The sequence below is a fragment of the Dermacoccus sp. MPR-E5 genome, assembly GCF_058809565.1.
In genome coordinates this window covers 19,854-40,311 of record NZ_JBXASS010000010.1, presented here as the reverse complement: position 1 = coordinate 40,311, position 20,458 = coordinate 19,854, and the positions used below count along the sequence as shown (strand labels likewise).

Sequence of the window (20,458 nt, the reverse complement as noted above, 5' to 3'; positions counted from 1 at the left end):
AACGCCACGCGACGTGGCGCCTCACCGTTCTGCTCGATATCAGGTCAAGGCTAGCACCCGGCCCGTAGGCACCCCCGCCCGTGCAGGCGGGGTGAGAGCATCGACGCATGGACGCTTCTCGTGCCCCGTCTCCCGCTGCGTGGCCCGGCGAGCCCGCCGCGACGACGCCTTCCTCCCCCACCCGTCGCGTCGTGCTGCGCGCCGATGCCACACCGACCATCGGCGTCGGGCACGCGATGCGATTGCTTGCGCTCGCCCAGGAGTTGCGCGGACGAGGCATCGAGGTGCACCTCGCGGGCGATCTCGATGTGGCATGGGTGGCGTCGGCCTACGCCGAGGCCGGCGTTCTCGCGCACCCCTGCCCCACCGACCCCGACGACCTCGTCACGCTCGTGCTCGATCTCGACGCGCGGTGGTGCGTACTGGATCGCTACGACCTGGGTCCGCGCTGGGGCGTGTGGCTGCGGCGAGCCGGCGTCGTCGTCATGGCGATGGTGGACGGGCCGTTCTCGGCTGATCAAGACGCCGACCTCTACGTCGACCAGAATCCCGGTGCGACGCCTCGTGCCGTCGGCGCGGGACAGCTCGCCCTCGCAGGGGCGGACTACACACTCTTTCGTGACGACGTGCTCGCGCTGCGCCGCCCCGTCGGTGACGTCGCCGTCGACGACGTCGCCGACGAGGAGCAGCGCCCTCTGCGCGTGCTCGAGGTGTTCGGCGGCACCGACCCGTGCGGCGCGGCACCCGTCGTCACACCTCTCGTACTGCAGGCATGCAGCGGCCTGGCCGCCGACATCACCGTCGTCACGCCTGACCCGACGTGGGTCGCCCCCCTCGCCGCGGATGCACCCCCCGGTGTCGAACTGCGAGCGAGCGGACCGGTGAGCGACCTCGCCGCGCGCGCCGCGGCCTGCGACCTCGTCGTGACCGCGAGCGGGTCGTCCGTGTGGGAACTCATGTGCCTCGGTGTCCCGCTCGGCGTCGTCTGCGTCATCGACAACCAGCGCCCGGGTTACGACATGGTGGCCGATGCAGATCTGGCGCTCGGGCTCGGCGACCTCGAGATGCTGCGACGCGACGTCGACGCGCGCGCCGCGGCCGTGAGCGCGCTGCGCGAGGCGTTCACCGACCGCGACGTGCGCGTCGAGCGGGCCGCACGGGCTCAGGAGTTGCTCGACGGTCGGGGTCGCGCCCGCGTGGCGGAGGCTCTTGTCAGCCTGGCTCGCTAGGCTGGCGAACGCACCCTCGTCGAATCGGCACTGTTTCGAACAGCACCGTCCCAGCAGCTCCGGAGGCTCACCGTGACCCGCACCCGCGTCGTCATCCAATCCCGCCTGAACTCGAGCCGGCTGCCCGGCAAGGCGCTCATGACGATCGGCGGGATGCCGCTGATCGAGCTCGTCGCGCGCCGGGCCTCGCGTGATGGCCACGAGGTCGTCGTCGCCACGAGTGAGGAGCAGTACGACACCCGCATCTTCGACCACCTCGCCCGCGTCGACATCCCGGCGATGCGTGGCTCACTCGACGACGTGCTCGGCCGCTTCGTCGAGGCGACGAAGGACATGGACGACGACGACCGCGTCGTCCGCCTGACCGGCGACAACCCCGTCGGCGACTCGAGCCTCATCGACGAACTCGTCGAGGCCATGGATGCGGGCGGTTACGAATACGGCCGCAACGACGTCTCACACATGCCCGAGGGGCTCGGATGCGAGGTCTTCCGCGTACGCGATCTGCGGCGCGCCGCCGCATCGACGAGCGACCCGTATGACCGCGAGCACGTGACCCCGTGGTTGCGCCGCAACGTCAAGACGCTCGACTTCGTCCCGGCCGCGAACCCCGGCGACCCCGAGCGCTTCCGTTGCACCGTCGATGTCCTCTCCGACTACGACCGGGTGTGCCGCCTGTTCGCCGACAAGGCCGACCCCGTCGCCGTCCCATGGACGGACCTCATCGCAGAGATCGGCGGGCCCGCCTTCACCGCCGGTCCCAGCGTGCCGCGCCGCGACGACAGCGAACTCGATCAGTCCGTCATGATCCTCGGCGGCCAGGCGTTCGCCGGCCCCAACGCGCCGTCGGCCGCGGAGATCCGCGCGATGCTCGCGACGGCCGTAAACCGCGGCGTCAACCACGTCGAGGTCGGTCGAGGCGACCACAACGCCGAGGAGATCCTCCACAAGTGCGGCGAGCCGCAGCTGACACAGCGGCTGCACTTCATCTCCCGCCTGCGCGAGATGCGCACGAACGACCCGCGACTCGCGGCCGCCGTCATCGAGGCCCAGCTCGAACGCTCCTTCGCCGAACTCGGCCGGCGACGGGCGTCCGCCGTGCTCATGGCGAACGTCGACGAGGCGCACGACGCCGACGGCGCCGGCTGGCACCGCCTGCGCGACTACCAGGACAGCGGCGAGGTCGGCCGCATCGGCGTCAACGTCGAATCGCTCGAAGAACTCGAACGCGCCCTCGACCTCACCGGGCTCGGCTACGTGCAGTTCCCGCTCGGTGTCGCCGACCGGCAACTGCGCGCGGCGGGAGAGCTGCTCGGAGGGCGCGACGTCGTCGTCACGACGCACGCGACGTTCGCCGGCGGCACCGTGTTCGACCCGAGCGAACTCAACCGTCAGCTCGTGCTTCTTGCACACGAACTGGGACGCGCCAACGTCGCCGACCTGTGCGTCGCCTACAGCTTGTCGCACCAGTTCGTCGACTCCCTCGCGATCGGCACCCGCAGCAACCAGCAGATGATCGACGACCTCGCCTACTGCCTCAACGCCCCGCTGACGGCCGACGAGCGCGACGCCGTCGAGGAACGCCTCGACGCGGTGGTGTCCTGATGACGACCCGCACCCCGTGGCAGGTGCTCGAACACCTCGTCGCGACGGATCAGACGGCACCACGGGTGACGTTCTACGAACGCACGCCCGGCCCCACGCAGGGTGAACGCATCGAGTTGTCGGCCAAGGTGCTGACGAACTGGGTGAGCAAGGCCGCCAACCTCTTGAGCGAGGAGCTCGACGTCGACGCGTCCTCGAGCGTCATCGTGCACCTGCCCGCTGCTCACTGGCGCACGGCCTACTGGTGCCTCGCCGTGTGGTCGCTCGGAGCGCAGGCCGTCTTCGTCGATGCCGACGACGACGATGGCGCCCTGCCGTCTGCCCCCATCGTGCGGGAGGCCGACGTGCTCGTCACCTCGAACCCTGCGGACGAGGTCGACAGCGACATCGTCGTCGTCACGCTCGCGATGCTGGCGCGTCGATCGTCCGCTCCCCTGCCAACCGATGCGATCGATGAGGCGCAGGAGCTCAGCACCTTCGGCGACGTGTTCACCCCGTTCGACGTCCCGGCGTCGACGGCCGCCGCGCTGACCGTGGTGACGGGCGCCGGCGACGAGCGTCAAACGTCGTACGCCGACCTCACGACGCCACTCACCGACGCCGGCCGGCACTTCCTGGCCTCGCCGTCGCCGGAGCTTCTCGCCGGCGTCCTGGCGGGCGGCGGCAGCGTCGTGCTCGTGCGAGGCGACATGGAGGCCGCTGACCTGGCGCGCCTGCTGGAGCAGGAGTCTGCGCAGCCTCGATGAGGCGTCGTCGCCAGGCGTGCACAAAGGTGGACGAACTTCGCCGAGGTGCACGGAAATCGCGAAGGTGGACGCGATTCGCGAATGTGGAGGAAGATCGCCGATGGGGACGGGAATCGCAGGTAGGTCAGCTGACGCCGGCGTCGAGATCCTTGTTGTAACGGTCGATGATCTCCTTCATCGGCCCGTCGCCGACGAGGGTGCCGCCCTGCAGGTAGATGCCGCGCGTGCAGAAGCGCGTGAGGTCACCTTCGGAGTGGCTGACGAGGAACAGCGTGCGTCCCTCGGCGAGAAGCCCTTCCATCCGCTCGTAGCACTGCTCGCGGAAGGCACGGTCGCCGACGGCGAGCACCTCGTCGACGAGGAGGATGGGCTCGTCGAGCTGCGTGATGACGGAGAAGCCTAGCCGCACCTGCATGCCGGAGCTGAAGTGGCGGAACGGCAGGTCGAGCCCCCGCTGCACCTGCGGCCCGGCGAACTTGACGATGTCGTCGAATCGCTCGTCGACCGTCTCCTTCTTCATGCCGTGCAGGCCGGCCATGAGGTAGATGTTCTCGCGAGCCGACAACTCGCCGATGAAGCCACCGGTGAGTTCGATCATCGGGGCGACGCCCTCGTGGATGCGCGCTGAGCCCTCGTCGGGAAGCAAGGTGCCGGCGATCATCTTGAGCAACGTCGACTTGCCGCCACCGTTGGCCCCGACGAGACCGACGGCCTCCCCACGGCCGACGTCGAACGAGACGTTGCGCAGCGCCCAGAACGTCTCCTTGTCGTAGGAGGTCTTGCGCTTGTAGATGATCTCGCGCAGCGACAGGTTGCGCTTGCGGCCCTTGAGGAACTCGACGCCCAGGTCGTCGACCTCGATGACCGGCTTGCCCTCGGGGGTCTGCCATTCGACGGGCATCTCAGATCTCCTTGAGGATCGCGGGCTCGAGCTTGCGGAACACCCACGAGCCGAAGGCGAGCCACCCGAGCGAGAGGACGAAGGCGAAGATCCAGCTGTGCCAGTCGGGGCCGTGCTCGCTGACGAAGCCCGCCCGGTACATGTCGATGATGCCGGTGAGCGGGTTGATCTGCATGAGGGTCATCGCCCAGCCGAACCCGTGCTGCGAGGCCTTCTCGGCGAGCAGATGGATCGAGTAGATGATGGGTGTCAGGTAGAACAGCACGCGCAGGATGATGCGCACGATCCGGATGAAGTCGTCGACGAGCGCCGCGACCGGAGCGATGACGAGGCCCATCCCCATGAGCAGGATGAACTCGATGAGCAGCGCCGGGAGCCAGTACACCAGCTCCCAACTGACCTGCACCTCCCCCTTGGCCCAGTAGAAGAGCATGAAGCCGATGAGGATCGGCAGCGACAGCAGGTGCTCGATGCCCTTGGAGATGACGACGCGCGCCACCCACAACTCGCGCGGAAGGTTCGTCGAGCGGACGAGCAACCGCTCCGCGTAGAGCGCTCGCGCGCTCTCGTTGATGACGTTGTTGAACCAGTTCCAGGCGAGCATGCCAGCGACGATGAAGAGCACGATCGGCACACCGTCGGTGTTCTTGAACCGCTGAGCCATCGGCTCACCCGGTGAGGGGTTGCTCGCCCAGATGACGCCGAAGACGAACGAGTAGACCAGCGCCATGGCGAGGGGGTCGATCAGGGTCCAGAGGTAACCCAACGCCGAGCGCGAATAACGCACGCGAAGGTCACGTCGGACGAGGGTGTCGAGCGTCGCTCGATGGTCCCAGATCCGCGCCAAGCGGTTCGATGAGTTCATGTCTTCCTTCATGCTGACCAGCTGGTTCGCCCACCGGCTCGAGGGCAGCGGCACCTGGCGGTGCCACGACGCAGGCATCTCAGCCTACCGAGCACGCGCTGGGAGTTCGCTCAGGCTCGCGGGGCCTGCCCCGGTTCGGCGGGTTCGAGCTCGACGCGGGAGGTGAGGAAGCCCAGGCCCCAGGCCAGGTGCATCGTCGCGAGCACGGCCGGCATGCGGACGACGACGGCCGCGTCGCGCCCGCGCGCCGCGTGCACGCCTCCGGCGGTGACGAGGGCCGCGTACCCGAGCGGCGCTGCGAGCGCCGGGCGCCAGAACGCGCCGAGCGCAGCACCCCCGACGACACCGACGACCGCGACGGGCGGCGCGAGATAGCGCAGGTTGATCGACCCCTTGTGCTGACGCGCGACGACGCGACGCCACATGCCGTACTCGAAGTACTGCTTGGCGAGCGCCTTGAAGCTCGCCCGCGGACGATAGGTGACGCGCAGTTCGGGGGTGAACCAGACGGTGCCGCCCGCGCGGCGGATGCGGTAGTTCATCTCCCAGTCCTGTGCCCGCGTGTAGCGCGGGTCATACATCCCGACGCGCTCGATCCACTCGCGCGCGAAGTTGCCGAGGTAGACGGTCTCGACCGCGCCGGCGTCACCGCCTTGCTTGAACTTCACGCCCCCGACGCCGATCTTCGACTTCATCGCGCATTCGACGGCCTGCTCGAAGTCGGTCGTTCCCTCGGCGTCCATGATGCCGCCGACGTTCGCGGCGCCCGTCTCGGCGAGCAGCCGCTCGACCGTGCGCAGGTAGCCCGGCGAGAGGATGCCGTGGCCGTCGACGCGTACGAGGATGTCGTGGCGCGTCGCAGCGAGCGCGGCGTTGAGGCCGTCCGGCGTGCGGCCCGTGGGGTTCTCGACCAGGGTGATGCGATCGTCGGCGTCTGCGAGCTCGCGCGCGACGTCCCACGTTCGGTCGTGGCACGGCCCGATGGCGAGGACGACCTCGAGTGGGCCGTCGTATTCCTGCGCGAGGATGGCGCGCACCGACTCGGCGAGGTGCTTCTCCTCGTCGAGGATCGGCATGAAGACGGAGATGCCGCGACGTTCCCCGTCGTCGGCTCCGGCCGGTTGTGCGGCGTGCGAATGCTCATCTGACACGGAACGACGTCTCCTGATCGAGCTCGGTGCGCCGTCGGCGGCCCCGTCCTGGGCCCGCGGCGGCGCGGATGCGTTCGTCAGCCTACCGGGGGCCCGGGCACGGGCGGCGGGGCCCCGACCTGCTCGCCCCGCGTGGCGCTGCCCCGAAAAACACAGCGCCGTTGTCTAACCTCGAGGGGTGCCGCAGCCGAATGATCCCCGTGAACCTCGTCAGCCCCGCCCCCGCCCCGACGGGCATGGCGGCCCTCACGAGCACGACGCGTTCGTCGTCGACACGCGCCGTTCGAAGGGCAATCGACGCGCGATGCCGCAGCGCGCCGACACACCACGCGCGGGTGACGCACCGCGCGACGACGAAGGTCCCCGCCGCGGGGCCGAACAACCTCAGCGGCGGCCCGACGCACCCCGTCGCGCGCCCGATGTCGACCGTGGGCCGGCCGCACCCCGTGACGCCGGCGCCCGACGTCCCCACCCACAGGAGCAGCGTCCGCCGCAGAGACGCCCGACGCCCGGCGGCACGCCCCGAAACCAGGACGTCGCAGGAGCCCAGGCGATCCCCGTGCGCGGCGCGCGGCGCGACAACGCGGGCCCCGCAGGCCGTGGGAGCGATCCCCGCGCCTCGAACGCCCGCCCTACCGAGGCTCGCATCGGCGAGCGCCGTGACGGCGACGCCCGCACCGGTGACGGCCGCCCGGCGGGGCGTCTTCCGAGGCGGCCCGGGGGCGCTGCCGCGGCGGGCGCAGGTGCTGCAGCCGCGGGTTCGGCGGGCGCAGGTGCTGCAGCCGCAGGTTCGGCGGGCGCAGGTGCTGCAGCCGCGGGTTCGGCGGGCGCAGGTGCTGCAGCCGCAGGTTCGGCGGCCTCCGCCGACGAGCGCCGCCGCACCTCACCCGACGCCCCGGACCGCGACTCGACCCGTGCCATGCCGCAGGAAGATGCCCCGGGCCGCGACTCCACGCGCGCCATGCCGCAGGAGGGTGCCCCCCGCCAGGGCGGACGACGTCGCGTCATCGGAGGTGCTGCGGCGGCCGGGGCCGCGGGCGCCGCCGCGTCCGGGCACGCTCGCGCCGCCGGCGTGGGGCCCAATGTCCGTGACATCGACGCCCAGCGCGGCCCCCACCGCGACCTCCGTCCTGGCGGCCCTCACGGACCCGCCGAAGCCAGCGGCCCCGTCGGACAGGGCGGCCCCGGCGCACAGGGTGGCCCCGGCGGGCCGGGCGACTCGGGCGAGGAACCGCCTCGTCCACGCGGCCGGTTCGGGCGCGGCAAGAAGATCGTCGCAGGGGTGCTCGTGCTGCTCCTGCTGTGGGTCGGCGGCCTCGTCTGGGCCGGCATGTCCGCGTGGGGCAAGGTGCAGAAGGTCGACGCGATCCCCTCGGAGCACCTCGCCGATTCGGGCGCGGGCCACAATACGCTCATCGTCGGATCAGACGGGCGCAGTGGCCTCACGACCGAGCAGAAGAAGAAGCTCGGCACGGGTGACGCGGAGGGCCAGCGCACCGACTCGATCATGATCCTGCACACGGGCGGCGACAAGCCGACCCTCATGTCGATCCCGCGCGACAGCTACGTCTCCATTCCGGGGCACGCGAAGAACAAGATCAACGCGTCGTTCTCGATCGGCGGCCCGCAGCTGCTCGTCAAGACGATCGAGACGAACACCGGCATCCACATCGACAACTACATGGAGATCGGTTTCGGCGGGTTCGCCTCCGTCGTCGACGCCGTCGGCGGTGTCAACATCTGTGTCGCCCGCGACATGGACGACCCCAAGGCCCACATCAACCTCAAGAAGGGGTGCCAGCAGATGGACGGGCCGACGGCCCTGGGGTACGTGCGAGCCCGTTATTCCGACCCGGAGGGCGACCTCGGGCGCGCCAAGCGTCAGCGTCAGTTCCTCGCGGCGCTCATGAAGGAGATCAGCTCGCCCTCCAACCTGCTCGTGCCGTGGAGGCTCAAGGGCCTCGGCGAATCGGGCGCGCAGGGGCTCACGGTCGACAAGGGCATGTCGATGATGCAGGGCCTGCGGACGATGTGGAACCTCAAGAAGTTCTCCGGAGACGGCGGCAACTCTGTCGTCGTGCCCATCGGCAACGCGGCGCTGCCCACCCCCGCCGGCGAGGCCGTCGAATGGGACGCGACGCGTTCGGCCGAGCTGTTCAAGGCCATCAAGGAGAACGGCGACACCTCCTCCTTCGTCAAGAAGACGACGGCGAACTGAACCTCGTGACGGTGGCCTCACCCCGCTCGGGGTGGGGCCACCCTCGTCTGTCGGTGTCGCCCTGAGAGCGGTGGGACGACGAGGCGCGTCGTCGGCCGGCGGGGAACAATCCATCCCGACTGGTGGTTGGTGCTGTCATTCATCCCCACGAAGGAGATCACCATGAAGATCGCAGTGTTCGACGCCGCGGGCATGCTCGGCTCGGCCATCGTCAGTGAGGGTCGCTCGCGGGGCCACGAGATCGTCAGCGTGTCGACGCGGCCCGGTGCGGGTGACGTCGTCGCCTCGATCGAGGACACGGACGCCGTCGTCCGCCTCGCGAAGGACGTCGACGCCGTCGTCGTCTCGGTGCCGCCCGCACGCTCGACGAGCGCCGAGGCGTGGCTCGCGGCGCACGAGCGTCTTGCGGCGACCCCGCTCGAGGCCCGCCTGTTCATGGTCGGCGGCGCCGGTAGCTCGCTCGACGCGAACGGCCGTCCGCTGCTGGAGGGCGAGGATTTCCCCGCCGACTTCCGTCCCGAGGCGGAGGCCGCGAGCACGGCCCTCGCGATGTTCCGGGACGGTTCGCCCGAACCGACCTGGACGATTGTCTCCCCCGCTCCCGTCCTCGCCCCCGGCGAGCGCACAGGCCACTATGAGACGTCCGACGACCACATGATCGGCGTGAGCGTCTCGAGCCAGGATCTGGCCGTCGCGATCATCGACGAGCTCGAGAACCCCCGGCATTCGAACAAGCGGTTCGTCGTCTCCAACTGACGCCACTCGTCTCCGTGACGCGGCCGGCAGGACACCGGGTCGCCCCGTGAGGACGAATATCGGTGCGTCGTCGTAGCGCGCGAGGCACGGAGGACGAGTGCGGGCCGCAGCTGAGGTCAGCTGCGGCCCGCACTCGTCGTCAGGGCTGGGTTCAGTAGCCCTTGAGCACCGCGCGGCCCATGACGAGACGCTGGATCTGGTTGGTGCCTTCGTAGATCTGCGTGATCTTCGCGTCGCGCATCATGCGCTCGACGGGGAAGTCCTTGACGTAGCCGGCGCCGCCGAGCAGCTGGACGGCGTCGGTCGTCACCTCCATCGCGACGTCGGAGGCGAAGCACTTCGCGGCGGCGCCGAAGAACGACAGGTCGGCGTCCTGACGCTCCGACTTCGCGGCCGCGACGTAGACCATCTGACGGGCCGTCTCGACCTTCATCGCCATGTCGGCGAGCATGAACTGGATGGCCTGGAACTCGGCGATGGCCTTGCCGAACTGCTGACGCTCCTTGACGTAGCCGACGGCGTAGTCGAGCGCGCCCTGCGCGATGCCGACGGCCTGCGCACCGATCGTCACACGCGTGTGGTCAAGGGTGCGCAGCGCGATCTTGAGGCCCTCGCCCTCGGCGCCGACGATGCGGTCGGCGGGGATGCGGCAGTTGTCGAAGTGCAGCTCACGCGTCGGCGAACCCTTGATGCCGAGCTTGCGCTCGGGCTCACCGAAGCTGAAGCCCTCATCGCTCTTCTCGACGACGAACGCGGAGATGTTGCGCCCGCGCTCACCGTTGGGGTCGGTGACGGCGAGGACGGTGTAGAACTCGGATTCGCCGGCGTTCGTGATCCACGACTTCTGGCCGTTGAGGACGTAGTGGTCGCCGTCGCGCTTGGCCTTCGTCTTCATCGACGCGGTGTCGGAACCGGCCTCGCGCTCGGACAGACCGTAGGAGAACATCGCCTCACCGGAGGCGAGCTTCGGTAGGTACTTCGCCTTGATCTCCTCGCCGCCGCCGAGGATGACGGGCATGGAGCCGAGCTTGTTGACGGCCGGGATGAGCGAGGAGCTCGCGCAGACGCGGGCCACCTCCTCGATGACGATGCACGTGCCGAGGGCGTCGATGCCCATGCCGCCGTACTGCTCGTCGACGTGCGGCGCCTGCATGCCGGCCTCAATCAGGGCGTCGAGGGCCTCCTGCGGGAAGCGCGACTTGTCGTCGACGTCGGCCGCGTGCGGCGCGATCTTGTTCTCGCAGACGGGGCGGATGGCCTCGCGGAGCGCCTCGTGCTCCTCGGAGATCTTGTAGAGGTCGAAGTCAGGGTTAGCAGCCATACCGGCATGCTACCCGCCAGTACGTCGCGGCGGCAGCCCCTCTCCGTCGATGTTGCCCGGGTTTCGGGGCGTCGGCGCCGCCAGGCCCGGGCAACATCGGGGTACTCAGGCCTGACGTTCGGCGACCTCGCGGCGCAGCGCCTCGCCCTTGGCGTGGGCCTCGTCGCGCAGGCTCGCCTGGAACTGCATCATCTGGGCGGCGATGCGACACGCCTCGTCCGAGTCACCGACGCCGAGGATGCGCGCCGCGAGCAGGCCCGCGTTGCGCGCACCACCGACCGAGACCGTCGCGACGGGCACGCCGGCGGGCATCTGGACGATCGACAGCAGCGAGTCCATGCCGTCGAGGTGTTTCAGCGGCACGGGCACCCCGATGACGGGCAGCGTCGTGACCGACGCGAGCATGCCCGGCAGGTGCGCCGCTCCCCCGGCGCCGGCGATGATGACGCGCAGGCCGCGCTCCGCGGCGCGGGTGCCGTACTCGACCATCTCGTGCGCCATGCGGTGCGCCGAGACGACGTCGGCCTCGTACCCGATGCCGAACTCGTCGAGGACGTCGGCGGCCGCGGACATCGTCGGCCAGTCCGAGTTGCTGCCCATGACGAGCCCGACGACGGGCGCCTTCGCCGGCTGCGTCGCGCTCGTGGGGTTCGTCGAGCTCGTAGCCGGGGTCGCCGAACCCGCAGCGTTCGTCGTCACGTCGGGGGTGGTCGCGTCGCTCATTTGGTCACCGTTCCTTGGAGGTAGTCACAGGCGTGGCGGGCTCGTGCGCGCAGGCCGACGAGGTCGTCGCCGAAGACGTTGACGTGCCCGATCTTGCGGCCGGGGCGCACACCCTTGCCGTAGAGGTGGATCTTGAGGCCGGGATCACGCGCCATGAGGTGCCTGTAGGTGGGGTACAACTCCTCGTACTCGCCGCCGAGCACGTTGCCCATGATCGTCCACGGTGCCCGCGCGCGCGTGTCGCCGAGGGGCAGGTCGAGGACGGCACGTAGGTGCTGCTCGAACTGACCGGTGACGGAGCCGTCCATCGACCAGTGTCCCGAGTTGTGCGGGCGCATCGCGAGCTCGTTGACGACGAACTCGCCGCCGCCGAGGTCGAACAGCTCGACGGCCATGACGCCCGTGACGTCGAGTTCGCGCGCGATCGTGATGGCGGCGGAGGTGATGCGTTCGGCAGCGTCGTCGCTCAGGTCCGGGGCGGGGGCGAGGACCTCGGTGCAGATGCCGTCGACCTGAACGGTCTCGACGACGGGCCACACGGCGACCTGGCCGCTCGGGCTGCGCGCGATCATGACGGCGATCTCCCGCTCGAACGCGACGGCCTCCTCCGCGAGCAGCGGCGCGCCGTCAGCCTGCGCGAACCAGGCGTCCGCGTCGTCGGGGGTGCGCACGAGCATGACGCCCTTGCCGTCGTACCCGCCCGTCGGGGTCTTGAGCACGAGCGGCCAGCCGTGCTGTTCGCCGAACGCGCTCAACTCGTCGCTCGTGGAAACGGGAGCCCAGGCGGGGCACGGCACGTCGAGGTCGCTGAGGCGCTGACGCATCGCGAGCTTGTCCTGGGCGAAGCGCAGCGCACTCGGGCGCGGGTGCAGCGCGACGCCGTCGGCCTCGAGGGCGGCGAGGACGCCGGCGGGCACGTGCTCGTGATCGAACGTCACGACATCGCATCCGCGTGCCCACTCGCGCACCTGCTCGGCGTCGCGGTAGTCACCGACAGGCGCATGCGGGACGACGAGCGCCGCTGCGGCGTCGTTTGATTCGGCGAAGACGGACAGCGTCAGCGCGAGCTCGGCCGCGGGGGCGGCACACATGCGGGCGAGCTGGCCGCCGCCGATGATGCCGACGACGGGAAATCCGCCCGGCGCGCGGCGCGCCTCGCGGGCGGGCTGGGTGTCGGGCGTCGCAGCGTCCGGCTTGGCGGCGTTGCGCGCATGGGGCTGGGGTTGGTTCACGCGCCAAGATTATCCGGCGGATTCATCACGCGCGTGGCGCGGCCGTCAGGCGGGCGTCGCCGGGTGGGCGAGGCCCACCCCCACCGACACGAGGGCCTCGCCCTCGCGCCGCGTCAGGACGAAGCCCGCGCCGCGCACCGTCTCGATCTGCCACTGCCCGCCCGTCGCGACCCGCAGCTTGGGGCGCAGCTTGGCGATGTGCATGTCGACCGCCTTGGGTGTGCCACGCCACTGGCCCGTCCACAGCGCCGCCTCGAACTCTGCGCGACTGACGACGTCATGCCGCCCGACGAGCACCCCCATGATGATGGCTTCCTTCGCGGTCATCACCGCCCGCCCGCTGGCGCCGACGAGCTCGCGCCGCGCCGCGTCCACGTGGGGTGGGCTCCCCTCGACGGCGTTCGCCACCAGCCGCGGTCCGCCATGCGCCCGGTTGACCCGGCGCACCGCGGCGCTGACCCGCGCTTCGAGCTCCGCCGGCGTGATCGCGCACGAGATGACGTCGTCGGCCCCCGCGTCGAGCAGCGCGACGGTCGCGGCCGCGCGTTCGACGTCCCCGACGAGCGCCGCGTCGTCGAGCACGGCGACGAACGCCACACCCGGATGCCGGCGGGAAGAGGTGCGCACGGCGGCGGCGCTCTCGCGCACCCCGTCGGGCGCGGCCGTGGCGCCGCCGCCCAGGTCGGCGTCGCCGTCGACGCGGCGGCAGTTCGCCGCGAAGACGATGCACGCGGTCGCCGTTCCGACGGATTCGGGCGTCACGGTTTCGAGCGTGCCCTCCACGGTGCGGACCGAGAGGTGTGCTGCGTGGCTCATGCGCATGAGAGCCGTGTCGTCGCCGAAACCCCCGCGGGCGACCAGGACGTCGTTCATGAGCACGACTATAGGCAGCCCGGCATACCCTGCGGTGCCTTGCGGACCGACGAATTGTCAGTTGCCCATCCAGCCGACTTGACAGAAATGTATACAGCAGGGCTTTGTCGCCGAATCGTCACCTGGCGTTCACCCGCAGGCGTCCGACGCCCGATCCGTCCAGCAGGATTCGTCCTGAGCAGAGTGCTTCAGAAAGGTCCGTCAGAGCAGGATCCAGGCCGCGCTGAGGCCGATACCCGCGAGTTCCAACGGTTCGTGCGCGCGCAGCGTCGACTCCGGGTCGTGACGCAGCGCGTCGGCCGTTGCCTCGTCGACGAGGATCTGACTCGCCGCGGCGGCGTTCGTCAGGCGTGCGGCGCGGTTGACCGTCGTGCCGTAGATGTCGCCGAGACGCGCGAGCACGCGACCCGTCGACAGGCCCACGCGCATCTGCGGCAGCAGGTCGTCGACCTCCGACATCTCCTTGAGCGCACGCGCGATGCGCGAGGCGCCCTCCGGGTCCTGGTGCGAGAAGAGGATCTCGTCACCGACCGTCTTGACGACGGCGCCCCCGTGCTCGCTGACGATGTCCGAGGCGACCGCCTCGAACCGCGTGACGAGCGCCGCGAGATCACTCTCACTGAGCTGACGCGCGAGGCGCGTGAAGGAGACGAGGTCGGCGAAACCGACGGTGCGCACGACACCGAGGTGCGTCTCGGGCTGCGCGTCTGCCAGCAGGCGCGCGAGGGCGACGCCGACGTTGCGGCGCCACACGTAGAGGAGCAACGGCTCGAGGTCGTCGACGAGGCTCGCCATCTCCTCCGCTGCGGCGCGGGCGAGGGGCTTGCCGCCGCGCGGGCCGCCGTCACGCTGCGCGAGCATGTCGACGACGAGTTGCACCTGCCACATCGCGAGTCGATCGGTCGTGCGCCCCAGCGCACGCGCCAGCCCGAGGAGGGTGTCGACGTCGAGATCGTGCGCGGCCGTCATCGCGGACACCGCGCGCAGGGCGTCGAGGTCGGTGTCGGAGAACGCGACGTCCGCCTCACGCGAGTTGGCGAAACCGAGAGCGCGCCACACGCGACGGGTGTCGTCGGCGTCGACCCCGGCGTGCGTCGACAGGTCACGGCGCTTGTAGCGGCGCGGCGCGCCCATGAGGCGTCGCTCGACCGCGTCGATGAACATCGAATCGTCGGAATCGAGGTGGGACACCGGGTCAGCCATCACGTCTCGCCTTCTGCCTCGTACCGATCACTCGTCGGCGTTCCGCCCGTGTGGCTCGCCGGCCTCCGCGCGGCCGCCCAGGCGGGCATGCACGACGTCCGCCACCGAGTACGCCATCGTAGGCGCTGAGCCTGGACGCGCACCGGGAACGGTCGTCACGAGCCGCCCGCCGTCGTCGATGCCGACGCCTCGCCGCCGCGCCACCTTGCCGTCGGGGGTGTGCACGTCGACGAGGCTGCCGATCGTGCGACAGTGTCGACGCACGCTCTCGCGGGCGGCCGCGAGCGCCACGGGTTCGCACCAGGCACGCGCGGCACGGGCGACGTGCGCAGCGACGGCCGCGAGCACCTCGTCACGCGCGGCGTCCAACCCGACGAGTGACGTCGACGTCGCCGTGTCGACGGGCAACTCGCCGCGCTGCTGAGCCACGTTCACCCCGACGCCCGCGACGACGAGGTTGCCCGACGCCACCTGACACAGGACGCCGGCGACCTTGCGCCAGTCGCCGCTCGCCCCGCCGGTGCCCGGGCCGGCGTCGGCGTCGGCGCCGCTCTCGACGCCGTCGTCATCCCACACCAGGACGTCGTTGGGCCACTTCGTGACGAACTCGACGTCCGCCCCGCGCTCGTCGGCCAGCTGCGCGAGGGCGGCGCGCACGGCGTCACCGACGAACAACGGCACCCAACCCCACGTCGCCGCGTCCCGTGGCAGCGGCAGCGTCATCGAGACGGTGACGGCGGCGCCCGTGGGCGTCACCCAGGCCCGATCGAGGCGTCCGCGCCCGGCGCGCTGGCGATGGGCGGCCACGAGGTGCCAGCGCTCGGCGGTGTCGAGGGCGACCACATTCGTCGAATCGACCTCGTCGAACAGGTCGACGCGAGCCCACCCGTCGGCACGCAGATCCCGCGCCATCCCTGGCGAAAAGGCTACTGACGAGTTCGTGTTCGAGGTCACGTGACAAGGTTAGGCTGTCGCCCATGACGCTCGACGACGTGCCCCCGGACACCTCCCTCGATCTGCACACCACGGCCGGAAGGTTGAAGGATCTGGCGAACCGCACGGAGGAGGCGGTGCACGCCGGTTCGGCCCGCGCGGTGGAGAAGCAGCACGCCAAGGGCAAGCTGACGGCTCGTGAGCGCGTCGAACGGCTGCTCGACGAGGGCTCGTTCGTCGAACTCGACGCCCTGGCGCGTCACCGCTCGACGCAGTTCGGGCAGGACAAGAACCGCCCCTACGGTGACGGCGTCGTCACCGGCTACGGCACGGTCGACGGGCGCACGGTCTGCGTGTTCAGTCAGGACTTCACGGTCTTCGGCGGCTCCCTCGGTGAGGTCTTCGGCGAGAAGATCTGCAAGGTCATGGATCTCGCGATGAAGCTCGGCGCACCCGTCATCGGCATCAACGACTCGGGCGGCGCGCGCATCCAGGAGGGCGTCGTCGCGCTCGGTCTCTACGCCGAGATCTTCCGTCGCAACGTGCACGCGAGCGGTGTCATCCCGCAGATCTCGCTCGTCATGGGCCCCTGCGCCGGTGGCGCCGTCTACTCCCCCGCGATCACCGACTTCACCGTCATGGTCGATCAGACGTCGCACATGTTCATCACCGGCCCTGACGTCATCAAGACGGTGACGGGTGAGGACGTCGGCTTCGAGGAGCTCGGCGGCGCGCACACGCACAACTCGCGCTCCGGCGTCTCGCACTACATGGCGAGCGACGAGGACGACGCGATCGAGTACGTCAAGGCGATGCTCGGCTACCTGCCGAGCAACAACATGGACCCGGGGCCCTCGTTCGAGGTCACCGCCGACCTCGAGATCACCGACGCCGACCGCGCGCTCGACACGCTCGTGCCCGATTCGGCGAACCTCGCCTACGACATGAACGACGTCATCGCCGCCGTCGTCGACCCCGCGGATCCTGACGATGCGGGCTCCGGCCCCGACTTCCTCGAGGTGCAGCCGCTGTTCGCACCCAACATCATCTGCGGGCTCGCGCGCGTCGAGGGGCACAGCGTCGGCATCGTCGCAAACCAGCCGGCTCAGCTCGCCGGCACGCTCGACATCAACGCGAGCGAGAAGGCGGCGCGTTTCATCCGCTTCTGTGACTCGTTCAACATCCCGATCCTCACGCTCGTCGACGTGCCCGGCTTCCTGCCCGGTACCGACCAGGAGTGGGGCGGCATCATCCGCCGTGGCGCGAAGCTGCTCTACGCCTACGCGGAGGCGACGGTGCCGCTCGTCACCGTCATCACGCGCAAGGCGTACGGCGGTGCGTACGACGTCATGGGGTCCAAGCACCTCGGCGCCGACGTCAACCTCGCGTGGCCGACGGCGCAGATCGCCGTCATGGGTGCGCAGGGCGCGGCCAACATCGTGTACCGCAAGGAGCTGACGGCGGTCGCCGAGAACGGCAGCGCCGAGGACGTCGAGAAGCGTCGCGCGCAGCTCATCGCCGAGTACGAGGACACGCTCGCCAACCCGTACATCTCAGCCGACCGCGGCTACGTCGACGCGGTCATCCCGCCGCACGAGACGCGCGTCCAGGTCGTCAAGGCGCTGCGGGCGCTGCGTCACAAGCGCGAGGACCTGCCGCCCAAGAAGCACGGAAACATCCCGCTGTGAGCGAGGCAACCGAGAGCCCGCGCCCGACGATCCGGTTCGTCAGCGGCGCGCCGACCGACGAGGAGATCGCCGCCGTCACTGCTGTCGTCCTGGCGCGAGCGGCTGCGGCGTCGGGCACTGAATCATCCGCCCCGGTGCGTTCCATGTGGGGACGCCCCGCGCACGTCCGCCACGCCCGTCCGCGCAGTTGGGCCGAATCGCGCCTGCCGCGCTGAGGCTCGCCTTCGGCGGATGATCGTTGCCCGGAATCGCGTCAGAGGTGACGCGATTGCGGGCGATGATGCTCAGCGCAGCTTGGCTTCGAGCTTGGCCTGGTAGCGCGGCGCCATCACGCCGGCCGCGACGACGCGTTCGATGATCGCGCGGGCACCGCCGGTGTAGGCGCGGAACACGTCGACGACGGTGACGCCGTGCTCGGGCACGTCGACGACGTCGACCATGTCGCCCGCCGTGATCGTCCCGGGCTCGACGACGCGGGTGTACGCGCCGGGCCGTCCGTGGTCGGTGAAGCGCTTGACCCAGCGCGGCTCGTCGATCGCCCAGGCGAAGGTTCGGCAGGGAACGCGGGGGCCGGTCACCTCGAGCAGCGCGGTGCCCATGCGCCAGCGGGTGCCGATGACGGCGTCGTCGACGCGGACGCCCCGCGTCGTGACGTTCTCGCCGAAGGCCCCGTCGGGAATCGAACGCCCCAGCTCGGCGCCCCAGTGGTCGAGCTCCTCACGCGCGACGACGTACACCGCCTGCTCGCTGCCCCCGTGATGCTTGAGATCACCGACGTGGTCACCGCTGACGCCGCTGCGCCCACCCGCCTCGCGCGGGCCGGGGTCGGCGACGCCGATGCTCGCGACGGGTCGCTTGCGCATCCCCGTGAGGTGCTTCTTCGCATCCCACACCTCTGGTCGGCCGATCTGGACACCGACGACGACGAGCTCTCCACCTGCGGTGGGTGACGTGGCGTCGGCCTGCGCCGCTGAGGTGGGAGCCAAGTCCGTGGACGCCGCGGTGGAACTCGCGGGCTCCGCCGAGCCGGATGTCGGTGACGCGACCGTCGTCGCGGTCGATTTCGCCTGCTCCTCCGAGCCCTCGGCCGACGCCCTCTGCCCCGCTACCGCTGCCTTCCCCGCACCCGCCGCAGCGGGCCGGGCGTCAGGATCGGGGTGAGGTGGATTCATCGGCGGCGTCGTCATGGGCGTCAATGTACTTGCGCGCTGTGTCGTGCGTCGCGTTGGATCGGTACATGAGCACCTCGAGCGAGCCCCGCGCCACGACCCGTCTCGACGAGATCGCGGACGGCTACCTCGACGCGTCCGTCGCGCTGTCCCCGATCGAGGCAACGGCGCTCGGCATCCCGGGCCAGGATCATCTGCTCGACGACTTCTCCCCCGACGGCTACGCGGCCGCGTCCGATCTGCGTCGCTCGACGTTGTCGGCGCTGCGCACCGCGTCGGCGCAGGACGACGTGGACGCCGTGACGCTCGCCGCGCTGCAGGAGCGCCTCGAGCTCGCCGAGGAGATCCACGACGCCGGCTACGACCTCGCCGACCTCAACGTCATCGCGTCGCCGCTGCAGATGATGCGCGACACCTTCGACCTCATGCCGACCGACAGCGACGAGGACTGGGAGACGATCGCGCACCGGCTGCGCGCCGTCCCCGAGGCGCTCAACGGGTGGTTCGCGTCGCTCGATCACGCCGCGTCGCAGGGCATCGTCGCGGCGCAGCGCCAGATCGAACTCTGCAGCGAGCAGTGCGCCGAGCACGGCGGACGCGACGGGTACTTCCTCTCGCTCGCCGAGCGCGCCGCCGTCGAGGGTGGTGGCGATGCCAGCGCGGTGCAGGACGAGGTGCGCGAGGCTGCCGCGCTCGCCGCGCGGGCCTACGCCGACGCAGGGGCGCGGCTGCGCGACGAACTGCTGCCGCGCGCGCCCGAGCACGACGGGGTGGGGCGTGAGCGGTACGCGCTGCACAGCCGCGAGTTCCTCGGCGCGCGAGTCGACCTCGAGGAGACCTACCGCTGGGGTCAGGACGAACTCGCGCGCATCACCGACGAGATGTCGCGCCTCGCCGAACGCATCGCGCCCGGCGCCGGCGTCAAGGGCGCGATGGCCGCGCTCGACGCCGACGACGCGTACGCCCTGCACGGCACCGACGCGCTGCGCGCCTGGATGCAGGCGAGCGCCGACGCCGCTGTCAGCGCTCTGGCGGACACGCACTTCGACATCCCCGACCCGGTGCGTCGCATCGAGTGCATGATCGCGCCCACGTCGTCGGGCGGCATCTACTACACCGGTCCGAGTGAGGATTTCTCGCGCCCGGGACGCATGTGGTGGGCGGTGCCGAAGGGCGTCGAACGGTTCGGCACGTGGCGCGAACTGACGACCGTCTACCACGAGGGCGTCCCCGGCCATCACCTGCAGATCGGGCAGACGATGTACCGCTCGGGCCTGCTCAACCGGTGGCGCCGCATGGGGTCGTGGACGTCCGGGCACGCGGAGGGCTGGGCGCTGTATGCCGAGCGCCTCATGGACGAGCTCGGCTTCCACACGGACGACGCCACCCGTCTCGGCATGCTCGACGGGCAGTCGCTGCGCGCCGCGCGCGTCGTCGTCGACATCGGCGTGCACTGCGGTTTCGACGCTCCCGCCGAGGTTGGTGGGGGCGCCTGGACGTACGACAAGGCGTGGGCATTCCTGTCGGCGCACGCCGACATGGCCGAGGGCTTCCTGCGCTTCGAGCTCGACCGCTACCTCGGCTGGCCGGGGCAGGCGCCGTCGTACTCGATCGGCGAGCGCCTGTGGCTGTCGCTGCGCGAGGAGACGCGTCGTCGCGAGGGCGCAGCCTTCGACCTCAAGGCCTTCCACCGTCGCGCCCTCGACATCGGCGGCGTCGGCCTCGATGTCCTGCGCGACGCCATCCTCGCCCCCTGACCCACCTGCGATTGCTATCCACATTCGCCATTCGCGTCCCCATCGGCGAACCGCGCCCGTCTATGCGATTCCTGTCCACCTGTGCGAT

At 70.5% G+C, this 20,458-nt stretch carries 18 protein-coding genes; 8 read left to right on the top strand and 10 right to left on the bottom strand.

Features of this window, described 5'->3' with window-relative positions; all coding sequences use genetic code 11:
• The first annotated feature begins 107 nt into the window (after positions 1-107).
• The 3 genes from AC1RS9_RS09175 to AC1RS9_RS09165 all read left to right on the top strand — a co-directional run bounded on the left by AC1RS9_RS09175 (position 108) and on the right by AC1RS9_RS09165 (position 3,580).
• Entirely contained in the window at positions 108-1,229 is a 1,122-nt protein-coding gene (locus AC1RS9_RS09175) for a PseG/SpsG family protein (protein ID WP_492921228.1), read from the top strand.
• Positions 1,230-1,301: 72 nt separating this feature from the next.
• Positions 1,302-2,834 (top strand): aldo/keto reductase, encoded by a 1,533-nt coding sequence (locus AC1RS9_RS09170; RefSeq protein WP_074040658.1) that lies wholly within the window; start codon positions 1,302-1,304, stop codon positions 2,832-2,834.
• A complete protein-coding gene (locus AC1RS9_RS09165; protein WP_492921226.1) occupies positions 2,834-3,580 on the top strand; it encodes a TIGR03089 family protein in 747 nt (248 codons plus the stop codon). The genes AC1RS9_RS09170 and AC1RS9_RS09165 overlap by 1 nt, the downstream gene beginning before the upstream one ends.
• Positions 3,581-3,704: 124 nt before the next feature.
• On the opposite strand, the gene AC1RS9_RS09160 is transcribed toward AC1RS9_RS09165, so the two are convergent.
• The 3 genes from AC1RS9_RS09160 to AC1RS9_RS09150 all read right to left on the bottom strand — a co-directional run bounded on the left by AC1RS9_RS09160 (position 3,705) and on the right by AC1RS9_RS09150 (position 6,497).
• Positions 3,705-4,481, bottom strand: coding sequence for an ABC transporter ATP-binding protein (locus AC1RS9_RS09160; protein WP_006943597.1), 777 nt, complete (start codon positions 4,479-4,481; stop codon positions 3,705-3,707).
• A 1-nt stretch (position 4,482) separates the two neighbouring features.
• Positions 4,483-5,346, bottom strand: coding sequence for an ABC transporter permease (locus AC1RS9_RS09155; RefSeq protein WP_492921224.1), 864 nt, complete (start codon positions 5,344-5,346; stop codon positions 4,483-4,485).
• Positions 5,347-5,456: 110 nt separating this feature from the next.
• Positions 5,457-6,497, bottom strand: a complete 1,041-nt coding sequence (locus AC1RS9_RS09150; RefSeq protein WP_313489935.1) for a glycosyltransferase family 2 protein — start codon at positions 6,495-6,497, stop codon at positions 5,457-5,459.
• A 559-nt stretch (positions 6,498-7,056) separates the two neighbouring features.
• Here AC1RS9_RS09150 and AC1RS9_RS09145 point away from each other — a divergent pair.
• Both AC1RS9_RS09145 and AC1RS9_RS09140 read left to right on the top strand, forming a co-directional pair.
• The gene (locus AC1RS9_RS09145; protein WP_492921221.1) at positions 7,057-8,715 is read left to right on the top strand and encodes an LCP family protein; all 1,659 of its coding nucleotides are present in this window, start codon (positions 7,057-7,059) and stop codon (positions 8,713-8,715) included.
• Between the two features lie 162 nt (positions 8,716-8,877).
• Complete coding sequence (locus AC1RS9_RS09140) at positions 8,878-9,471, top strand: NAD(P)-dependent oxidoreductase (protein WP_492921219.1); 594 nt, start codon at positions 8,878-8,880, stop codon at positions 9,469-9,471.
• A 151-nt stretch (positions 9,472-9,622) separates the two neighbouring features.
• Here the strand turns inward: AC1RS9_RS09140 and AC1RS9_RS09135 are convergent, their stop codons facing one another.
• The 6 genes from AC1RS9_RS09135 to AC1RS9_RS09110 form a co-directional block, all read right to left on the bottom strand.
• Positions 9,623-10,792, bottom strand: coding sequence for an acyl-CoA dehydrogenase family protein (locus AC1RS9_RS09135; protein WP_131941352.1), 1,170 nt, complete (start codon positions 10,790-10,792; stop codon positions 9,623-9,625).
• 105 nt (positions 10,793-10,897) lie between these two features.
• A complete protein-coding gene (gene purE, locus AC1RS9_RS09130) occupies positions 10,898-11,515 on the bottom strand; it encodes a 5-(carboxyamino)imidazole ribonucleotide mutase (protein ID WP_006943288.1) in 618 nt (205 codons plus the stop codon).
• Complete coding sequence (locus AC1RS9_RS09125) at positions 11,512-12,747, bottom strand: 5-(carboxyamino)imidazole ribonucleotide synthase (RefSeq protein WP_492921217.1); 1,236 nt, start codon at positions 12,745-12,747, stop codon at positions 11,512-11,514. The genes purE and AC1RS9_RS09125 overlap by 4 nt, the downstream gene beginning before the upstream one ends.
• A 45-nt stretch (positions 12,748-12,792) precedes the next feature.
• A complete protein-coding gene (locus AC1RS9_RS09120; RefSeq protein WP_492921215.1) occupies positions 12,793-13,620 on the bottom strand; it encodes a winged helix-turn-helix domain-containing protein in 828 nt (275 codons plus the stop codon).
• A 201-nt stretch (positions 13,621-13,821) separates the two neighbouring features.
• Positions 13,822-14,823, bottom strand: a complete 1,002-nt coding sequence (locus tag AC1RS9_RS09115) for an adenylate/guanylate cyclase domain-containing protein (protein ID WP_006947388.1) — start codon at positions 14,821-14,823, stop codon at positions 13,822-13,824.
• Between the two features lie 27 nt (positions 14,824-14,850).
• Positions 14,851-15,777 (bottom strand): biotin--[acetyl-CoA-carboxylase] ligase, encoded by a 927-nt coding sequence (locus AC1RS9_RS09110; RefSeq protein ID WP_006947377.1) that lies wholly within the window; start codon positions 15,775-15,777, stop codon positions 14,851-14,853.
• Positions 15,778-15,800: 23 nt separating this feature from the next.
• Between AC1RS9_RS09110 and AC1RS9_RS09105 the strand changes: the two genes are divergently transcribed.
• Both AC1RS9_RS09105 and AC1RS9_RS09100 read left to right on the top strand, forming a co-directional pair.
• Positions 15,801-17,444 (top strand): acyl-CoA carboxylase subunit beta, encoded by a 1,644-nt coding sequence (locus tag AC1RS9_RS09105; protein ID WP_006947382.1) that lies wholly within the window; start codon positions 15,801-15,803, stop codon positions 17,442-17,444.
• The gene (locus AC1RS9_RS09100) at positions 17,441-17,659 is read left to right on the top strand and encodes an acyl-CoA carboxylase epsilon subunit (protein WP_006947331.1); all 219 of its coding nucleotides are present in this window, start codon (positions 17,441-17,443) and stop codon (positions 17,657-17,659) included. The genes AC1RS9_RS09105 and AC1RS9_RS09100 overlap by 4 nt, the downstream gene beginning before the upstream one ends.
• 69 nt (positions 17,660-17,728) lie before the next feature.
• On the opposite strand, the gene AC1RS9_RS09095 is transcribed toward AC1RS9_RS09100, so the two are convergent.
• Complete coding sequence (locus tag AC1RS9_RS09095; protein WP_492921211.1) at positions 17,729-18,631, bottom strand: MOSC domain-containing protein; 903 nt, start codon at positions 18,629-18,631, stop codon at positions 17,729-17,731.
• A 50-nt stretch (positions 18,632-18,681) separates the two neighbouring features.
• Here AC1RS9_RS09095 and AC1RS9_RS09090 point away from each other — a divergent pair, with 50 nt between their 5' ends.
• Positions 18,682-20,370, top strand: coding sequence for a DUF885 domain-containing protein (locus AC1RS9_RS09090; protein WP_492921209.1), 1,689 nt, complete (start codon positions 18,682-18,684; stop codon positions 20,368-20,370).
• Positions 20,371-20,458 lie beyond the last annotated feature (88 nt).